The organism is Burkholderia sp. HMSC10F09, assembly GCF_001806955.1.
Taxonomy (GTDB): Bacteria; Pseudomonadota; Gammaproteobacteria; order Burkholderiales; family Burkholderiaceae; genus Burkholderia; species Burkholderia multivorans.
The window spans coordinates 1-14,524 of sequence record NZ_KV786600.1 but is presented as its reverse complement, the minus strand read 5'-3'; the positions used below and the strand labels follow the sequence as shown (position 1 = coordinate 14,524).

General features: G+C 67.4%; 14 protein-coding genes and 1 pseudogene. 6 read left to right on the top strand and 9 right to left on the bottom strand.

Annotation, left to right across the window (positions count from 1 at the left end):
• Nucleotides 1-67: 67 nt before the first annotated feature.
• Entirely contained in the window at nt 68-1,162 is a 1,095-nt protein-coding gene (ychF, locus tag HMPREF3115_RS06900) for a redox-regulated ATPase YchF (RefSeq protein WP_006406916.1), read from the bottom strand.
• Nucleotides 1,163-1,571: 409 nt separating this feature from the next.
• Here ychF and HMPREF3115_RS06895 point away from each other — a divergent pair, with 409 nt between their 5' ends.
• From HMPREF3115_RS06895 to HMPREF3115_RS06880, 4 genes are all read left to right on the top strand, one after another.
• A complete protein-coding gene (locus tag HMPREF3115_RS06895; protein ID WP_012214205.1) occupies nt 1,572-2,750 on the top strand; it encodes a UbiH/UbiF family hydroxylase in 1,179 nt (392 codons plus the stop codon).
• A 90-nt stretch (nt 2,751-2,840) separates the two neighbouring features.
• Nucleotides 2,841-3,569, top strand: coding sequence for a DsbC family protein (locus HMPREF3115_RS06890; RefSeq protein WP_065494279.1), 729 nt, complete (start codon nt 2,841-2,843; stop codon nt 3,567-3,569).
• Nucleotides 3,570-3,672: 103 nt separating this feature from the next.
• A complete protein-coding gene (locus tag HMPREF3115_RS06885; protein WP_006406912.1) occupies nt 3,673-5,475 on the top strand; it encodes a M61 family metallopeptidase in 1,803 nt (600 codons plus the stop codon).
• A 146-nt stretch (nt 5,476-5,621) separates the two neighbouring features.
• Nucleotides 5,622-6,218, top strand: coding sequence for an FMN-dependent NADH-azoreductase (locus HMPREF3115_RS06880; protein ID WP_006400474.1), 597 nt, complete (start codon nt 5,622-5,624; stop codon nt 6,216-6,218).
• A 116-nt stretch (nt 6,219-6,334) separates the two neighbouring features.
• On the opposite strand, the gene HMPREF3115_RS06875 is transcribed toward HMPREF3115_RS06880, so the two are convergent.
• The 8 genes from HMPREF3115_RS06875 to rpe form a co-directional block, all read right to left on the bottom strand.
• Nucleotides 6,335-7,231 carry a uracil-DNA glycosylase gene (locus HMPREF3115_RS06875; protein ID WP_070553859.1) on the bottom strand — a complete coding sequence of 299 codons (897 nt, stop codon included), beginning with the start codon at nt 7,229-7,231 and terminating at the stop codon, nt 6,335-6,337.
• 13 nt (nt 7,232-7,244) lie between these two features.
• On the bottom strand, nt 7,245-7,871 hold the full coding sequence (locus HMPREF3115_RS06870) for a CYTH domain-containing protein (protein WP_006406910.1): 627 nt from the start codon (nt 7,869-7,871) through the stop codon (nt 7,245-7,247).
• Nucleotides 7,871-8,656 (bottom strand): indole-3-glycerol phosphate synthase TrpC, encoded by a 786-nt coding sequence (gene trpC, locus HMPREF3115_RS06865; RefSeq protein ID WP_006406909.1) that lies wholly within the window; start codon nt 8,654-8,656, stop codon nt 7,871-7,873. The genes HMPREF3115_RS06870 and trpC overlap by 1 nt, the downstream gene beginning before the upstream one ends.
• A 28-nt stretch (nt 8,657-8,684) precedes the next feature.
• Nucleotides 8,685-9,716: an anthranilate phosphoribosyltransferase gene (gene trpD, locus HMPREF3115_RS06860; RefSeq protein WP_006406908.1), complete on the bottom strand. Its 1,032-nt coding sequence runs from the start codon at nt 9,714-9,716 to the stop codon at nt 8,685-8,687.
• 12 nt (nt 9,717-9,728) lie between these two features.
• The gene (locus tag HMPREF3115_RS06855; protein WP_006400469.1) at nt 9,729-10,316 is read right to left on the bottom strand and encodes an anthranilate synthase component II; all 588 of its coding nucleotides are present in this window, start codon (nt 10,314-10,316) and stop codon (nt 9,729-9,731) included.
• A gap of 13 nt (nt 10,317-10,329) precedes the next feature.
• Nucleotides 10,330-11,823 carry an anthranilate synthase component I gene (trpE, locus tag HMPREF3115_RS06850; RefSeq protein ID WP_006406907.1) on the bottom strand — a complete coding sequence of 498 codons (1,494 nt, stop codon included), beginning with the start codon at nt 11,821-11,823 and terminating at the stop codon, nt 10,330-10,332.
• A gap of 359 nt (nt 11,824-12,182) precedes the next feature.
• Complete coding sequence (locus HMPREF3115_RS06845; RefSeq protein WP_070553857.1) at nt 12,183-12,968, bottom strand: phosphoglycolate phosphatase; 786 nt, start codon at nt 12,966-12,968, stop codon at nt 12,183-12,185.
• Between the two features lie 4 nt (nt 12,969-12,972).
• The gene (gene rpe / locus HMPREF3115_RS06840) at nt 12,973-13,659 is read right to left on the bottom strand and encodes a ribulose-phosphate 3-epimerase (RefSeq protein WP_070553855.1); all 687 of its coding nucleotides are present in this window, start codon (nt 13,657-13,659) and stop codon (nt 12,973-12,975) included.
• Between the two features lie 185 nt (nt 13,660-13,844).
• Between rpe and apaG the strand changes: the two genes are divergently transcribed.
• The gene (gene apaG, locus HMPREF3115_RS06835) at nt 13,845-14,219 is read left to right on the top strand and encodes a Co2+/Mg2+ efflux protein ApaG (protein ID WP_006400465.1); all 375 of its coding nucleotides are present in this window, start codon (nt 13,845-13,847) and stop codon (nt 14,217-14,219) included.
• Nucleotides 14,220-14,330: 111 nt separating this feature from the next.
• Nucleotides 14,331-14,524: pseudogene (locus tag HMPREF3115_RS32230) on the top strand (murein transglycosylase); the annotation flags it as partial.

Genomic DNA, 14,524 nt, shown 5'->3' with positions numbered 1-14,524 from the left:
TCAGTTGCTTAACTGAACGGCATTACCGCATCGAGCGGGCTTTCTCACGGCAGCATCGAAACGACGCTCAGACGTTGAACAGGAAGTTCATCACATCGCCGTCGTGCACGACATATTCCTTCCCTTCCGCGCGCATCTTGCCGGCTTCCTTCGCGCCTTGCTCGCCCTTGTACGCGATGAAATCGTCGAACGCGATCGTCTGCGCGCGAATGAAGCCGCGCTCGAAGTCGGTGTGGATCACGCCGGCCGCCTGCGGCGCGGTGTCGCCGATGTGGATCGTCCACGCGCGCACTTCCTTCACGCCCGCGGTGAAGTACGTCTGCAGCCCGAGCAGCTTGAAGCCGGCGCGGATCACGCGATCGAGACCCGGCTCCGACATGCCCATGTCGGCGAGGAACGCTTCCTTGTCGGCATCGTCGAGATCGGCGATTTCCGCTTCGATCGCCGCGCACACCGCGACCACCGGCGAATTCTCGCTTTCCGCGTACTTGCGCACCGCGTCGAGGTGCGGGTTGTTCTCGAAACCGTCGTCCTTCACGTTGGCGACGTACATCGCCGGCTTCGCCGTGATCAGACAGAACGGCTTGAGCAGCGCCTGCTCGTCGTCGGACAGCGCGAGGCCGCGCACGGCCTTGCCCTGGTCCAGATGCGCGCGCACCTTGTCGAGCACCGCGACGAGCTTCGCCGCTTCCTTGTCGTTGCCGGACTTCGCGGCCTTCGAATAGCGCGCGAGCGCCTTCTCGACCGTGCCGAGATCGGCGAGCGCGAGTTCGGTGTTGATCACCTCGATGTCGTCGATCGGGCTCACCTTGCCCGCGACGTGGACGACGTTGTCGTCCTCGAAGCAGCGTACGACGTGCGTGATCGCATCGGTTTCGCGAATGTTCGCGAGGAACTGGTTGCCGAGGCCTTCGCCCTTGCTCGCGCCGGCGACGAGGCCCGCGATGTCGACGAACTCGACGACGGCCGGCACGATGCGCTCGGGCTTCACGATTTCGGCGAGCGCCTTCAGGCGCGCGTCGGGCACTTCGACGATGCCGACGTTCGGCTCGATCGTGCAGAACGGGTAGTTCTCGGCGGCGATGCCGGCCTTGGTCAGCGCATTGAACAGAGTGGACTTGCCGACGTTGGGCAAGCCGACGATGCCGCATTTGAGGCTCATGGAATCCTTCGAACGGATGAAGCGGCGCGGCCGGGCAGGGCGCGGCGGCGCGGGACAAAGAGGGCGGCCGGCGCTGGGCAGCGCGACGGGCCGGCGTTCAAAGACGCTATTGTACCGTGCCGACGCGCCGGTTTCCGGCTGCGGAGCGCTCCGGCGCGGCCGCCGGCGCCGCCGCCATCACGCCGTCACCGTCGTCACAACCGTCACAACCGTCACCACTGCCACCGCGGCCACCGCGGCCACCGCCGCTGCTGCCGCCAGCGCCCCCGCCCCCACCACACGCCCCCAATCGACGTGCGCGCGGCGCAGCAACCGCCCGCGTGCGGCGGCCGGTCGCGCCGCCGCGCGCCGCGATTCCGCTGATTTCCCGCAAAGTCCGGCCGCGTAAGGGTTTGGCCCCGCGGCTATAATGCCCGCCATGACTGTCCACCATACCTTCGACGTCGCCGTGGTCGGCGGCGGGCTCGTCGGCAAGACGGCCGCGCTCGCGCTGACCCAGTCCGGCTACAAGACCGCGCTGCTCGCGCAGCCGGTCACGCCGCGGCCGGCCGATCTCGCGTTCGATACGCGCGTGTATGCGCTGTCGTCCAGCTCGCAGGCGCTGCTCGAGCGGCTGCGCGTCTGGCAGGCGCTCGATCACGGCCGGCTCGCGCCCGTCTATGACATGCGCGTGTACGGCGATGCGCACGCCGAGCTGCATTTTTCCGCCTATCAGGCGTCGGTGCCGCAGCTCGCCTGGATCGCCGAATCGTCGTTGATCGAGACGTCGCTCGACGCCGCGCTGCGTTTCCAGCCGAACCTGACCTGGTTCGACGCGCGCGCGCAGGGCCTCGACGTGCGCGACGACGCGGCCGTGCTCGCCTTGTCGTCGGGGCAGGTGCTCGAAGCCGATCTCGTCGTCGGCGCGGACGGCGCACACTCGTGGGTACGTTCGCAGATGGGCGCGCGCGTCGAGCGGCGCGATTACCGGCAGACGGGCGTCGTCGCGAACTTCAAGGCGTCGCTGCCGCACCGCGAAACCGCGTATCAATGGTTTCGCGACGGCGAAATCGTCGCGCTGCTGCCGCTGCCCGACGGCCACGTGTCGCTCGTGTGGTCCGCGCACACCGCGCACGCGGACGAGCTGCTCGCGCTCGACCCCGCGCAGCTCGCGGCCGAAGTCGAGCGCGTGTCGCACGCGCAGGTCGGCACGCTCGAATGCGTGACGCCGGCCGCCGGTTTCCCGCTCGCGCTGCAGACCGTCGACAAGCTGATCGCGCCGCGCGTCGCGCTCGTCGGCGATGCCGCGCATCTGATCCATCCGCTCGCGGGGCAGGGGATGAACCTCGGCCTGCGCGACGTCGCCGCGCTCGCCGATGCGATCGCGAACAAGGAAAGCTTCCGCAACCTCGGCGATACGGTGCTGCTGCGCCGCTACGAGCGTTCGCGCCGCGAGGACATCCGCGCGCTGATGGTCGCGACCGACGGCCTGCAGCGGCTGTTCGCCGTGCCCGGTTCGTTCGCGAAGGCCGTGCGCAATGCGGGCATGGCGTTCGTCGGCGCGCAGCCGCTCGTGAAGCGCTGGCTGGTATCCGCCGCGCTCGGTTGAGCGAACCTTCGGCCGCATCGCCGGTCGGACTCGGTTCCGTTACGGCGTACACTGTGCCGTGCATTCCGATAGAGCTGAAGGAACAACTCGATGAAAAAAACGATCCGCATCGCCTCGCTGGCGCTGGCCGTCACGATGGCGGCGCTCGGCTGCACTGCGCAGGCCGATCAGGCCACCGACAAGCTGAAAGCCACGCTGCAAGCGCGTCTCGGCAACGACGCACCGATCAAGAGCGTGTCGAAATCGCCGGTCGCGGGGCTGTACGAAGTGAACCTCGGCTCGCAGATCATCTATAGCGATGCGGCGGGCGACTACGTGCTGCTCGGCGATCTCGTCGACGCGAAGACGCACAAGAACCTCACCGACGCACGCCTGTCGGAGCTCAACAAGATCGACTTCACGAGCTTGCCGTTCGCCAACGCGATCAAGGTCGTGAAGGGCAACGGCGCGCGCAAGATAGCCGTGTTCTCCGATCCGAACTGCCCGTATTGCAAGCGTCTCGAAACCACGCTGCAGTCGGTCGACAACGTCACCGTGTACACGTTCCTGTATCCGGTGCTGTCGCCCGATTCGACCGCGAAGTCGAAGGCGATCTGGTGCGCGACCGATCGCGCGAAGACGTGGCAGAGCTGGATGCTCGATCATCGTGCGCCGTCCGGCGCCGGCAACTGCGACACGAGCGCGCTCGACAAGAATCTCGCGCTCGGCCGCGGCATGAACGTGACGGGCACGCCGACGATCTTCCTGCCGGACGGCCGCCGCCTGCCGGGCGCGGTGTCGGCCGACCAGCTGAACCAGGCGCTCGCGTCGAGCAAGTAACCGACCGACATGCCGGGCCGCGCGCCCGGCCAGCGAGGGGCGCCCGCGATGCCTGCCGGCGCCTCTCTTCGTTTCCGCAGCCGCAGTTCGACCGATTGCCACGATGAACCAGCCGATCCGCTATTCAATTGTCCCGAAAGACGTTGCCGCCCACCTGTTCGAAGTGACGGTGACGGTTTCCGATCCCGATCCCGACGGCCAGCGCTTTTCGCTGCCCGTATGGATTCCGGGCAGCTATCTCGTGCGCGAGTTCGCGCGCAACATCGTGACGCTCGACGCGTTCAACGACGCCGGCCGCAAGGTACGGATCGCAAAGACCGACAAGCATACGTGGCAGGCCGCGCCCGTCAGCGGCGCGCTGACGCTGCGCTACGTCGTCTACGCATGGGATCTGTCGGTGCGCTCCGCGTATCTCGACGAATCGGGCGGTTTCTTCAACGGCACCGCGGTGTTCCTGAACGTCGCGGGCCGCGACGATGCGCCGTGCGAAGTCGACATCGCGAAACCGGCCGGCGACGTGTTTCGCGCATGGCGCGTCGCGACCGCGCTGCCGGAGGCCCGCGGCACGAAGCGCTACGGCTTCGGTGCCTATCGCGCGGCAAACTACGACGAACTCGTCGACCATCCCGTCACGATCGGCGAATTCGCGCTCGCGACGTTCGACGCGCACGGCGTGCCGCACGACATCGTGATCGCCGGGCGCGTGACGCAGCTCGACATGGAACGGCTGCGCACGGACCTGAAGCGCGTGTGCGAAGCGCAGATCGCGCTGTTCGAGCCGAAGTCGAAGAAGGCGCCGATGGATCGCTACGTGTTCATGACGCTCGCGGTCAGCGACGGCTACGGCGGCCTCGAGCATCGCGCCTCGACCGCACTGATCTGCAATCGCACCGATCTGCCGGTGAAGGGCCGCCCGGAAACGACGGAAGGCTATCGCACGTATCTCGGCCTCTGCAGCCATGAATACTTCCACACCTGGAACGTGAAGCGGATCAAGCCGGCGGCGTTCGTGCCGTACGACCTGACGCGCGAGAACTACACGTCGCTGCTGTGGCTGTTCGAAGGCTTCACGTCGTATTACGACGACCTGATGCTCGTGCGCAGCGGGCTGATGTCGCAGGACGAATATTTCGCGGCGCTCGGTCGCACGATCGGCGGCGTGCTGCGCGGCACGGGCCGCCTCAAGCAGAGCGTCGCGGACAGCTCGTTCGACGCGTGGATCAAGTACTACCGCCAGGACGAGAACGCGACGAACGCGATCGTCAGCTATTACACGAAGGGCTCGCTCGTCGCGCTCGCGTTCGATCTCGCGATTCGCGCGCAGACGCGTCACCGCAAGTCGCTCGACGACGTGATGCGGCTGCTCTGGCAGCGCTACGGCCGCGACTTCTATCGCGGCAAGCAGGCGGGCGTCGCCGAAGACGAAGTCGCCGCGCTGATCGAAGAAGCGACCGGCGTCGCACTCGGCCGTCTGTTCAGCGATGCGGTGCACGGCACGCGCGACCTGCCGCTCGCCGAGCTGCTCGCACCGTTCGGCGTGACGCTCGCGCCGGACCTCGGCGCGCCCGGTGCGGTCGCGAAACCGTCGATCGGCGCACGTCTGCGCGGCGGCGCCGACTGCACGCTCGCAGCCGTCTATGAAGGCGGCGCCGCGCATCGTGCGGGGCTGTCGGCCGGCGACACGCTGATCGCGCTGGACGGGTTGCGCGTGACGGGCACGAACCTCGATGCGCTGCTCGCGCGCTACCGTCCGGGCGACAAGGTCGAGGTCCACGCCTTCCGCCGCGACGAACTGCGCACCGCGAAACTGAAGCTCGACGGCCCGGAGGTGTCGCGCTACCGGCTGACGGCCGCCGCGAGACCGGCCGCGTTGCTGAAGGCGCGCGAAGCCTGGCTGAAGGGCTAGCATGACGAAGCGGGAATCGGGGCGCGATCCGCAATTGTTCTACTGTTGCAACAATCCGTCGCCCTGAGCCCGCTTTTTCACGCAAATGCGGCCACGCACAATGGCGTCACTCGCGCTACCGAAGCGCAACCCAACCGGAGCCTGACATGACGACCATTCTGCAAATCAATTCGGCGGCGCGTTCGCAAGGCGCGCAGTCCACGCTGCTGTCCAACGAACTGACGGCAAAGCTGCAACAATCGAATCCCGGTGCGAAGGTCGTGGTCCGCGACCTGCTGGCCGATGGTCTGCCGCATCTCGACGAATCGGTGCTCGGCGCGTTCTTCACGCCGGCCGAGAACCGCAGCGCGGAGCAGAATGCGATCGTCGCGAAGAGCGATGCGCTGATCGCCGAACTGCAAGCCGCCGACATCATCGTGATCGGCGCGCCGATGTACAACTTCGGCATCTCCTCGCAACTGAAGACGTACTTCGACTGGATCGCCCGCGCCGGCGTCACGTTCCGCTACACCGAGAACGGCCCGGAAGGCCTCATCAAGGGCAAGAAGGTGTACGTCGTATCGGCGCGCGGCGGCAAGTACGCGGGCACCCCGCACGACAGCCAGACGCCGTATCTGCGTTCGTTCCTCGGCTTTGTCGGCATGACCGACGTGAGCTTCATCTACGCGGAAGGCCTGAACATGGGGCCGGAAGCGCAGAGCGCGGCGCTGGCCGGTGCACGCGAGGCGATCGCCGCTGCGTAAGGGTTGGACGCGGGCGTCGCACGCCCGCGGCTTGATCTGAAAGCAGAAAGCGCCGCGTCCCGACAGGGGCGCGGCGCTTTGCATTCCGGCCGACGCAGGACGCGGCGCAGCCGCCGTTACGCGAGCGTTTCGGCGACCTCGGGCAGCCGCCAGTCGATCGGCGTGCGGCCGTGCTCGACCAGATAGTCGTTCGCGAGCGCGAAGTGGCGGCAGCCGAGAAAGCCGCGATGCGCGGACAGCGGCGACGGATGCGGCGCCTCGAGCACGCAGTGCGCGCTCGCGTCGAACAGCGCACGCTTCGCCTGCGCGTGCGCACCCCACAGCATGAACACGAGGCCGCGATGACGGTTCGCGAGCTCGCGGATCAGCGTATCGGTGCACTGCTCCCAGCCGCGCTTCGCGTGGCTCGCGGCCGCGCCGCGCTCGACCGTCAGCACGGTGTTCAGCAGCAGCACGCCTTGACGCGCCCACGTGTCGAGACAGCCGTGGCGCGGCGTATCGTGGCCGAAGTTCGCGGCGATTTCCTTGAAGATGTTGCGCAGCGACGGCGGCGTGCGCACGGCGGGCGGCACCGAGAATGCGAGGCCGTGCGCCTGCGGCGTGCCGCGGTCGTCGCCGTGATAAGGGTCCTGACCGAGGATCACGACCTTCACGTCGTCGGGGCTTGTCAGCCGCAGTGCGCGGAACACGTCGGTCGGGTAGATCGTCTTGCCGGCCGCGCGTTCGTCGTCGACGAAGCGGCATAGCGGCGCATATGCGTCGCTGTCGATGAACGGCTTCAGCACGTCGCGCCATACGGCGGGCAGTGCATCGAATTGCGCGGCGAGGTGCGGGATGTCGCGCCCCGCGTGCGGCGCGGCCGCGGCGCCGGCAGCGATCTTGCCGGCCGGCCGGCGCTCGGCTGCGGGAGCGGCCGGCGCAGCGGGCCGGAGGTCGGCCTCGGCCGTTTCCGGCACGGGATCGTCGAACAGCGACGCCTGCAGCGGCGTGCGGGAGGTCTTGCGGGTTGCCATGCGTGATGCGGGTTTATTGCGCGCGCAGCCGGTAGCCGCGCTGCGCCTTGCTGATGTTTTCGGGAGCGAGACCCGGCAGCGCCTGCTGCAGCTCGGCGGCGAGCGTCGCGAGCGCCGCTTCCGGGCCGTCGAGCAGTTCGAGTTCGATTTCGCTGATCGGTTCGCGGCGCGTGTCGCGGTCCGTGTGGACGACGATCTCGCCGATGTCCACCGCCGCCTCGACCGTCGCACCGCCGATCGCGACGCGCCACAGCGTACGCGAAAAATCCGTGCGGAACAGCGCGTGCAGCGCGGGCGCCGCGTCACGCAGCGCGGCGGCGGCTTCCGGCACGTCGCATGCGGCGACGAGCGCGGCGACTTCGAGCGCGTCGCCGGCCACCGGCAGTTCCCATTCGTGGCGGCGGTGCAGCCCGTGTTCGGCGCTGCCGACCGTCTTGAACGTCTGCAGCCAGCCTTGCGGCGTGCGGCGTACGCGCACTGCGCTTTTCGAACGCGCGAGCGCGAGGTCGGGCGTGTCGTAATAGACGTTCGACAGCGCGATCTCGCGGCCGCGCTCACCGGTCAGCGTCTCGAAGAAGCGGTGCGCGGCCGGCGCGTGGCCCGCCGGCAGCGCGAGCTTGATTTCCTTTTCGATCGCCATCAGAAGAACATCCGTGCGAGTTCCTCGCCCGGCTGGTCGGCACGCATGAACGCCTCGCCGACGAGGAACGTGTTGACGTTCGCCGCGCGCATCGTATCGACGTCCGCGCGCGACAGGATGCCCGACTCGGTCACGACGATGCGGTCCTGCGGAATCATGTCGAGCATGTCGAGCGTCGCCCGGATCGAGGTTTCGAACGTGCGCAGGTTGCGGTTGTTGATGCCGAGCAGCGGCGTCTTGAGCGTCAGCGCCTGCTCCATTTCGTTGCGGTCGTGCACTTCGACGAGCACCGCGAGGTCGAGCGAGTGCGCATACGCTTCGAGCTCCTGCATCAGCGGCGTGTCGAGCGCGGCGGCGATCAGCAGGATCGCGTCCGCGCCCATCGCGCGCGCTTCGAGGATCTGGTACGCGTCGACGATGAAGTCCTTGCGCAGCACCGGCAGGTCGCACGCGGCGCGCGCTTCCTCGAGATAGCGGACGCCGCCCTGGAAGAACTGCTCGTCGGTCAGCACCGACAGGCACGCGGCGCCGTGCGCCGCATACGAGCGGGCGATGTCGGCGGGCACGAAATGCTCGCGCAGCACGCCCTTCGACGGGCTCGCCTTCTTGATTTCGGCGATCACGGCCGGCTGGCCGGCCGCATGCTTGGCGCGCAGCGCGCCGACGAAGTCGCGCCGGTCGCGCGCGGACGCTTCCAGCTTCAGCGCCTCGAGCGGCGTGCTGCGCATGGCGGCTGCTACTTCTTCGCGCTTGACGGCGATGATTCGGTCGAGAATGTCGCTCATTGGGGTTCCTGCTTGATTCGTAACGGGGTCAGCGCTTGAACTGCTGCGTGAAGCGCACGAGTTCGTCGACTTTCGCACGGGCCTTGCCGCTCGCGATCGCTTCGCGCGCGAGCCGGATGCCGTCGGCGATCGAGCCGGCGACGTTCGCCGCATAAAGCGCGGTGCCCGCATTCAGCGTGACGATCTCGCGCGCGACGCCGGGCTGATTGTCGAGCGCGCCGAGCAGCATCGCGCGCGATTCCTCGGCATTTTCCACCTTCAGCGTGCGGTTCGACACCATCTGCAAGCCGAAGTCCTCCGGATGGATCTCGTATTCGTGCACCTGGCCGTCGCGCAGTTCGCCGACGAGCGTCGCGGCGCCGAGCGACACCTCGTCCATCCCGTCCTTGCCGTACACGACGAGCACGTGCTGCGCGCCGAGGCGCTGCATCACGCGCACCTGGATGCCGACGAGGTCGGGGTGGAACACGCCCATCAGCTGATTCGGCGCGCCGGCCGGATTGGTGAGCGGGCCGAGGATGTTGAAGATCGTGCGTACGCCGAGCTCGCGGCGCACGGCCGCGATGTTCTTCATGGCCGGATGATGGTTCGGCGCGAACATGAAGCCCATCCCGGTCTCGGCGATCGACGCGGCAACCTGGTCGGGCTGCAGGTCGATGTTGACGCCGAGCGCTTCCAGCACGTCGGCGCTGCCGGACTTGCTCGATACGCCGCGGTTGCCGTGCTTCGCGACCTTCGCGCCGGCCGCAGCCGTCACGAACATCGACGCGGTCGAGATGTTGAACGTGTGCGAGCCGTCGCCGCCCGTGCCGACGATGTCGACGAAGTTCGAATTGTCCTGCACCTCGACGTGGTTCGCGAATTCGCGCATCACGGTCGCGGCGGCGGCGATCTCGCCGATCGTCTCCTTCTTCACGCGCAGCCCGGTGATGATCGCGGCCGCCATCACCGGCGACATGTCGCCGCGCATGATGAGCCGCATCAGATGCAGCATCTCGTCGTGGAAAATCTCGCGGTGCTCGATCGTGCGCTGCAGCGCTTCCTGCGGGGTAATCGTCATCGTCGCGCTCCGTCAGGCGGCATGCGCGGCCGCGCGCGCCTGCTTCAGGAAATTCTCGAGCAGCGCATGGCCGTGTTCGGACAGGATCGATTCCGGATGAAACTGCACGCCTTCGATCGGCAGCGTCTTGTGACGCACGCCCATGATTTCGCCGTCGTCGGTCGTTGCGGAAATCTCGAGGCAGTCGGGCAGCGACTCGCGCTCGATCGCGAGCGAGTGATAGCGCGTGACGTCGAAGTGCTTCGGCAGATCGGCGAACACGCCGCGGCCGTCGGTCTCGATGCGGCTCACCTTGCCATGCATGATGGTCTTCGCGCGCACGACGCGGCCGCCGAACGCCTCGCCGATCGCCTGATGGCCGAGGCACACGCCGAGAATCGGCTTCTTGCCTGCGAATTCGCGCAGCACGTCGAGCGTGATGCCCGCGTGCTGCGGATTGCTCGGCCCCGGCGACAGACAGATCGCGTCGGGGTCGAGCCGCGCGATGTCGTCGAGCGTGATTTCGTCGTTGCGGTAGGTGCGCACGTCCTCGCCCAGTTCGCCGAAGTACTGGACCAGGTTGTAGGTGAACGAGTCGTAGTTGTCGATCATGAGCAGCATGGTCAGTCTCCGGTCAGAAGTCGCTATCGAGGCCGTCCTGGACCTGTTCGGCCGCGCGCAGCACCGCGCGCGCCTTGTTCTCGGTCTCTTGCCATTCGGATTCGGGCACCGAATCCGCGACGACGCCGGCCGCCGCTTGCACATACAGGTTGCCGTTGTGGATCAGGCCCGTGCGGATCGCGATCGCGAGATCCATCTCGCCCGAGAACGACAGGTAGCCGACGGCGCCGCCGTAGAGCCCGCGCTTGACGGGCTCGAGCTCGTCGATCAGCTCCATCGCGCGCACCTTCGGCGCGCCGGACAGCGTGCCGGCCGGGAACGTCGCGCGCAGCACGTCGAAGTTCGTCATGCCGGGCTTCAGCTTGCCTTCGACCGAGCTGACGATGTGCTGCACGTGCGAGTACTTCTCGATCACCATCTTGTCGGTCACCTGCACGGAGCCGATGTCGGCGATGCGGCCGACGTCGTTGCGCGCGAGGTCGATCAGCATCACGTGCTCGGCGATTTCCTTCGGATCGTTCAGCAGCTCGGTCGCGAGTTCCGCGTCGCGCTCGGGCGTGTTGCCGCGCGGGCGCGTGCCGGCGAGCGGGCGGATCGTGACGATCTGGTCGTCGCCGCGCTTTTCCTGGCGCACGAGGATTTCCGGCGACGCGCCGACCACGTGAAACTCGCCGAAGTTGTAGTAGTACATGTACGGCGACGGATTCAGCGAGCGCAGCGCGCGATACAGCGACAGCGGATTGTCGCGGTAGGGCTTCGTCAGGCGCTGGCCGACCTGAATCTGCATCAGTTCGCCGGCCGCGATGTATTCCTTCGCCTGACGCACGGCGGCCAGATAGTCGTCCTTCTTGAATTCGCGGAACGTCTCGGTGCGCACGCTCGCCGACGTGACGGGCGGCTGCACGGTCGCGCGCAGCCGCTGCTTGAGCTCGCGCAGGCGCTGCTTCGCCTTGGCGTACGCCTCGGGCTGGCCCGGATCCGCGTAGATGATCAGATACAGCTTGCCGGCGAGGTTGTCGATCACCGCGACTTCCTCGGTCAGCAGCAGCTGGATGTCGGGCAGGCCGAGATCGTCGCGCGGCGCGGTGTGCGCGAGCTTCTTCTCGATGTAGCGCACCGCGTCGTAGCCGAAGTAGCCGGCGAGGCCGCCGCAGAAGCGCGGCAGGCCCGGGCGCTGCGCGACCTTGAAACGCGCCTGGAACGACGCGATGAATTCGAACGGATCGCCGTGGTGCGTCTCGACGACCGCGCCGTCGCGCACGACTTCGGAGACGCCGTTGCGGGTGCGCACGAGCGTGCGTGCCGGCAGCCCGATGAACGAGTAGCGGCCGAAGCGTTCGCCGCCGACCACCGATTCGAGCAGGAAGGAGTTCGCGCCCGCGCGTTCGGGTTGCGCGAGCTTCAGGTAGAGCGACAGCGGCGTTTCGAGATCGGCGAGCGCTTCGGCGATCAGCGGGATGCGGTTATAGCCTTCGTTCGCGAGCGATTGGAATTCGAGTTCGGTCATGTTCCGGTCCTGTTCGGGACGAGCGGCGCGTGCGCCAGGGATCGTTTGACGCTGCGCGGGCTACCGTCGGCGAAAGGGCGGTCGATCCTGAAGTGCCTGGTGCCGGCCGGCGCGGCCCGCAGCGTGAACGTCGCGAGCCTCCAGCCGATCCTGAACGCAGGCGTTCGGACACGGTGGAACTCGGGTGGTGCGACGATCGGCGCGCGGATGCGCAGCGAGATAAAAAACGGCGCTGAAGACGTGCTTCAGCGTACCTCATCGAAGAGGTTAGCGCGACCAGCGACGCCAGGGCCAGGCTCCCCGGTCGATGCTGCTCAGACTCCGTTTTTTATTCAGAAACATGCGGATGGAAGAAATAGTCAGACGGTTGGCTGGCCGGCGTTGTGCGCGACGATCGCGCGAGCCGCAGCCAGCAACGAATCGACTATACCATCCGAATTTATCGTTTGTATAGGCTTGCCGTGGTTGTAGCCATACGGGACCGTCAGCGTTGCCATCCCGGCCGCGCGGCCCGCGAGCGCGTCGTTTTCCGAGTCGCCGATCGCGACCGACACGTGCGGCGCGACGCCGAGCGCCTCGCAGGCGGCCAGCATCGGCAGCGGATCGGGCTTCTTGCGCGCGACGCTGTCGCCGCCGAGCACGATGCCGAAACGATCGGCAAGCCCGTATTGCTCGAGCAGCTCGACCGCGAAGCGGTGCGGCTTGTTCGTCACGCACGCGAGCCGGATGCCTGCCGCGCGCAGCGCATCGAGGCCGGTCGCGACGTCGGGATAGAGGCGCGTGTGGCGGCCGTTGATCTTCGCGTATTCGGCCTGATAGATCGCGAGCGCGTCGTCGAAGCGCGTGCGCACTTCGTCTGCAGTGAAGCGCGGCGTCAGCACGCAATGAATCAGATGCTCGGAGCCCTTGCCGACGTAGCCGATCACTTCGTCGCGCGACGTGGCCGGCGCACCGAGCTTCGCGAGCATCGCGTTCAGGCCGGCCGTGAAATCGTCGACCGTATCGACCATCGTGCCGTCCAGATCGATCAGCGCCGCGTCGATGCGCGGCGCGCTCAACCGGATCGTGCGATCGCCGGCGGCGGGCGGCTCGGCGGCGGGCGGCTCGGCGGCGGATGCGGGTGCGGCAAGCGGCGGCTGAGCCATCGCGTCAGCTCCGCTCGACGGCCGCGAGTGCGGTGCGCATCTCGTCGATCACCTTTCGGTAGTCGGGCTTGCCGAAGATCGCCGAGCCCGCGACGAACGTGTCGGCGCCGGCCGCCGCGATTTCCGCGATGTTGTCCGCCTTCACGCCGCCGTCGACCTCGAGCAGGATCTCGCGGCCCGTGCGTTCGGTGTACGCGTCGATGCGCGCACGCGCTTCGCGCAGCTTGTTCAGCGTTTCCGGAATGAACGACTGGCCGCCGAAACCGGGGTTCACCGACATCAGCAGCACGTAGTCGAGCCGGTCCATCACGTGATCGAGATAGTTCAGCGGCGTCGCCGGGTTGAACACGAGACCGGCCTTGCAGCCATGATCGCGGATCAGCGTCAGCGTGCGGTCGATGTGGTCGGAGCCTTCCGGATGGAAGCTGATCAGGTTCGCCCCGGCTTTGGCGAAGTCCGGCACGATCCGGTCGACCGGACGCACCATCAGATGCACGTCGATCGGCACCTGCACGTGCGGACGAATCGCTTCGCACACGAGCGGGCCGATCGTCAGGTTCGGCACGTAATGGTTGTCCATCACGTCGAAGTGGATCCAGTCGGCGCCGGCGGCGACCACGTTGCGGACTTCTTCGCCGAGCCGCGCGAAGTCGGCCGACAGGATGCTGGGAGCGATGCGGAATTGAGTCATGACAGGGAAGCGGGGACGCTGCGGCGCAAAACCGCCATTCTACCGCCCGCCGGGCGCGGCGCGGCGGCGGGCCGTCCGGTTGCAGCCCGTTTGCGCATCAAGCAGAATGCCGAACCAAAGCGGCGCGCCTGCCGCGTCCTTCGTCCACGTCGCCGGCGCGGGCCTTACCCTCCAGCGGAAACACCATGAGTCAGTATCAGTTCACCGTTTCGGTGAAAACCAGCTACTTGCCGGAACAATCCGACCCCGAACGTCGTCAATACGCATTCGCGTACACGCTGACGATCCGCAACACGGGGCAGGTCGCCGCGCAACTGATCGCGCGCCACTGGATCATCACCGACAGCGAGAACCACGTGCAGGAAGTGAAAGGGCTCGGCGTGGTCGGGCACCAGCCGCTGCTGCAGCCGGGCGAACAGTTCGAGTACACGAGCTGGGCCGTGATCGCGACGCCGGTGGGCACGATGCGTGGCGCGTATTTCTGCGTGGCCGAAGACGGCGAGCGCTTCGAAGCGCCGATCGACGAGTTCGCGCTGCACATGCCGCGCACGCTGCACTGAGCGCACGACGCCGCACGCGGCGCGGCGCGGTGCTGCGCGCGGCGCGATCAGCGCGGCTGACGGTCGTTGTTGCGGGCGTGCTTCTTTCTGCCCGACGCGGTCCACGCGACGATGAAAACCAGCAGGGCGAGCGCGAGAAAGGCTTCCAGCGCGAAGATGAGCATCGGATATTGGTCGAGAAAATCTGACATGGCGGTTTCCATCAAGAACGGACATTGTATGTGGTTTGGGCGCCGGGCGGCCGGCTGGGCGGCGGCGGTCGCGATGGCGGCGCTACTCGCCGCATGCGGCGGCGCGCCGACGCG

Bases quoted from the DNA above. Each gene is read 5' to 3' on its own strand.
- trpD (WP_006406908.1), bottom strand. From the start codon at position 9,716: ATGACGATTACCCCGCAGGAAGCGCTGCAGCGCACGATCGAGCACCGC.
- HMPREF3115_RS06885 (WP_006406912.1), top strand. From the start codon at position 3,673: ATGAACCAGCCGATCCGCTATTCAATTGTCCCGAAAGACGTTGCCGCC.
- ychF (WP_006406916.1), bottom strand. From the start codon at position 1,162: ATGAGCCTCAAATGCGGCATCGTCGGCTTGCCCAACGTCGGCAAGTCC.
- trpE (WP_006406907.1), bottom strand. From the start codon at position 11,823: ATGACCGAACTCGAATTCCAATCGCTCGCGAACGAAGGCTATAACCGC.
- HMPREF3115_RS06845 (WP_070553857.1), bottom strand. From the start codon at position 12,968: ATGGCTCAGCCGCCGCTTGCCGCACCCGCATCCGCCGCCGAGCCGCCC.
- HMPREF3115_RS06870 (WP_006406910.1), bottom strand. From the start codon at position 7,871: ATGGCGATCGAAAAGGAAATCAAGCTCGCGCTGCCGGCGGGCCACGCG.
- HMPREF3115_RS06855 (WP_006400469.1), bottom strand. From the start codon at position 10,316: ATGCTGCTCATGATCGACAACTACGACTCGTTCACCTACAACCTGGTC.
- HMPREF3115_RS06875 (WP_070553859.1), bottom strand. From the start codon at position 7,231: ATGGCAACCCGCAAGACCTCCCGCACGCCGCTGCAGGCGTCGCTGTTC.
- rpe (WP_070553855.1), bottom strand. From the start codon at position 13,659: ATGACTCAATTCCGCATCGCTCCCAGCATCCTGTCGGCCGACTTCGCG.
- HMPREF3115_RS06880 (WP_006400474.1), top strand. From the start codon at position 5,622: ATGACGACCATTCTGCAAATCAATTCGGCGGCGCGTTCGCAAGGCGCG.
- HMPREF3115_RS06890 (WP_065494279.1), top strand. From the start codon at position 2,841: ATGAAAAAAACGATCCGCATCGCCTCGCTGGCGCTGGCCGTCACGATG.
- apaG (WP_006400465.1), top strand. From the start codon at position 13,845: ATGAGTCAGTATCAGTTCACCGTTTCGGTGAAAACCAGCTACTTGCCG.
- HMPREF3115_RS06895 (WP_012214205.1), top strand. From the start codon at position 1,572: ATGCCCGCCATGACTGTCCACCATACCTTCGACGTCGCCGTGGTCGGC.
- trpC (WP_006406909.1), bottom strand. From the start codon at position 8,656: ATGAGCGACATTCTCGACCGAATCATCGCCGTCAAGCGCGAAGAAGTA.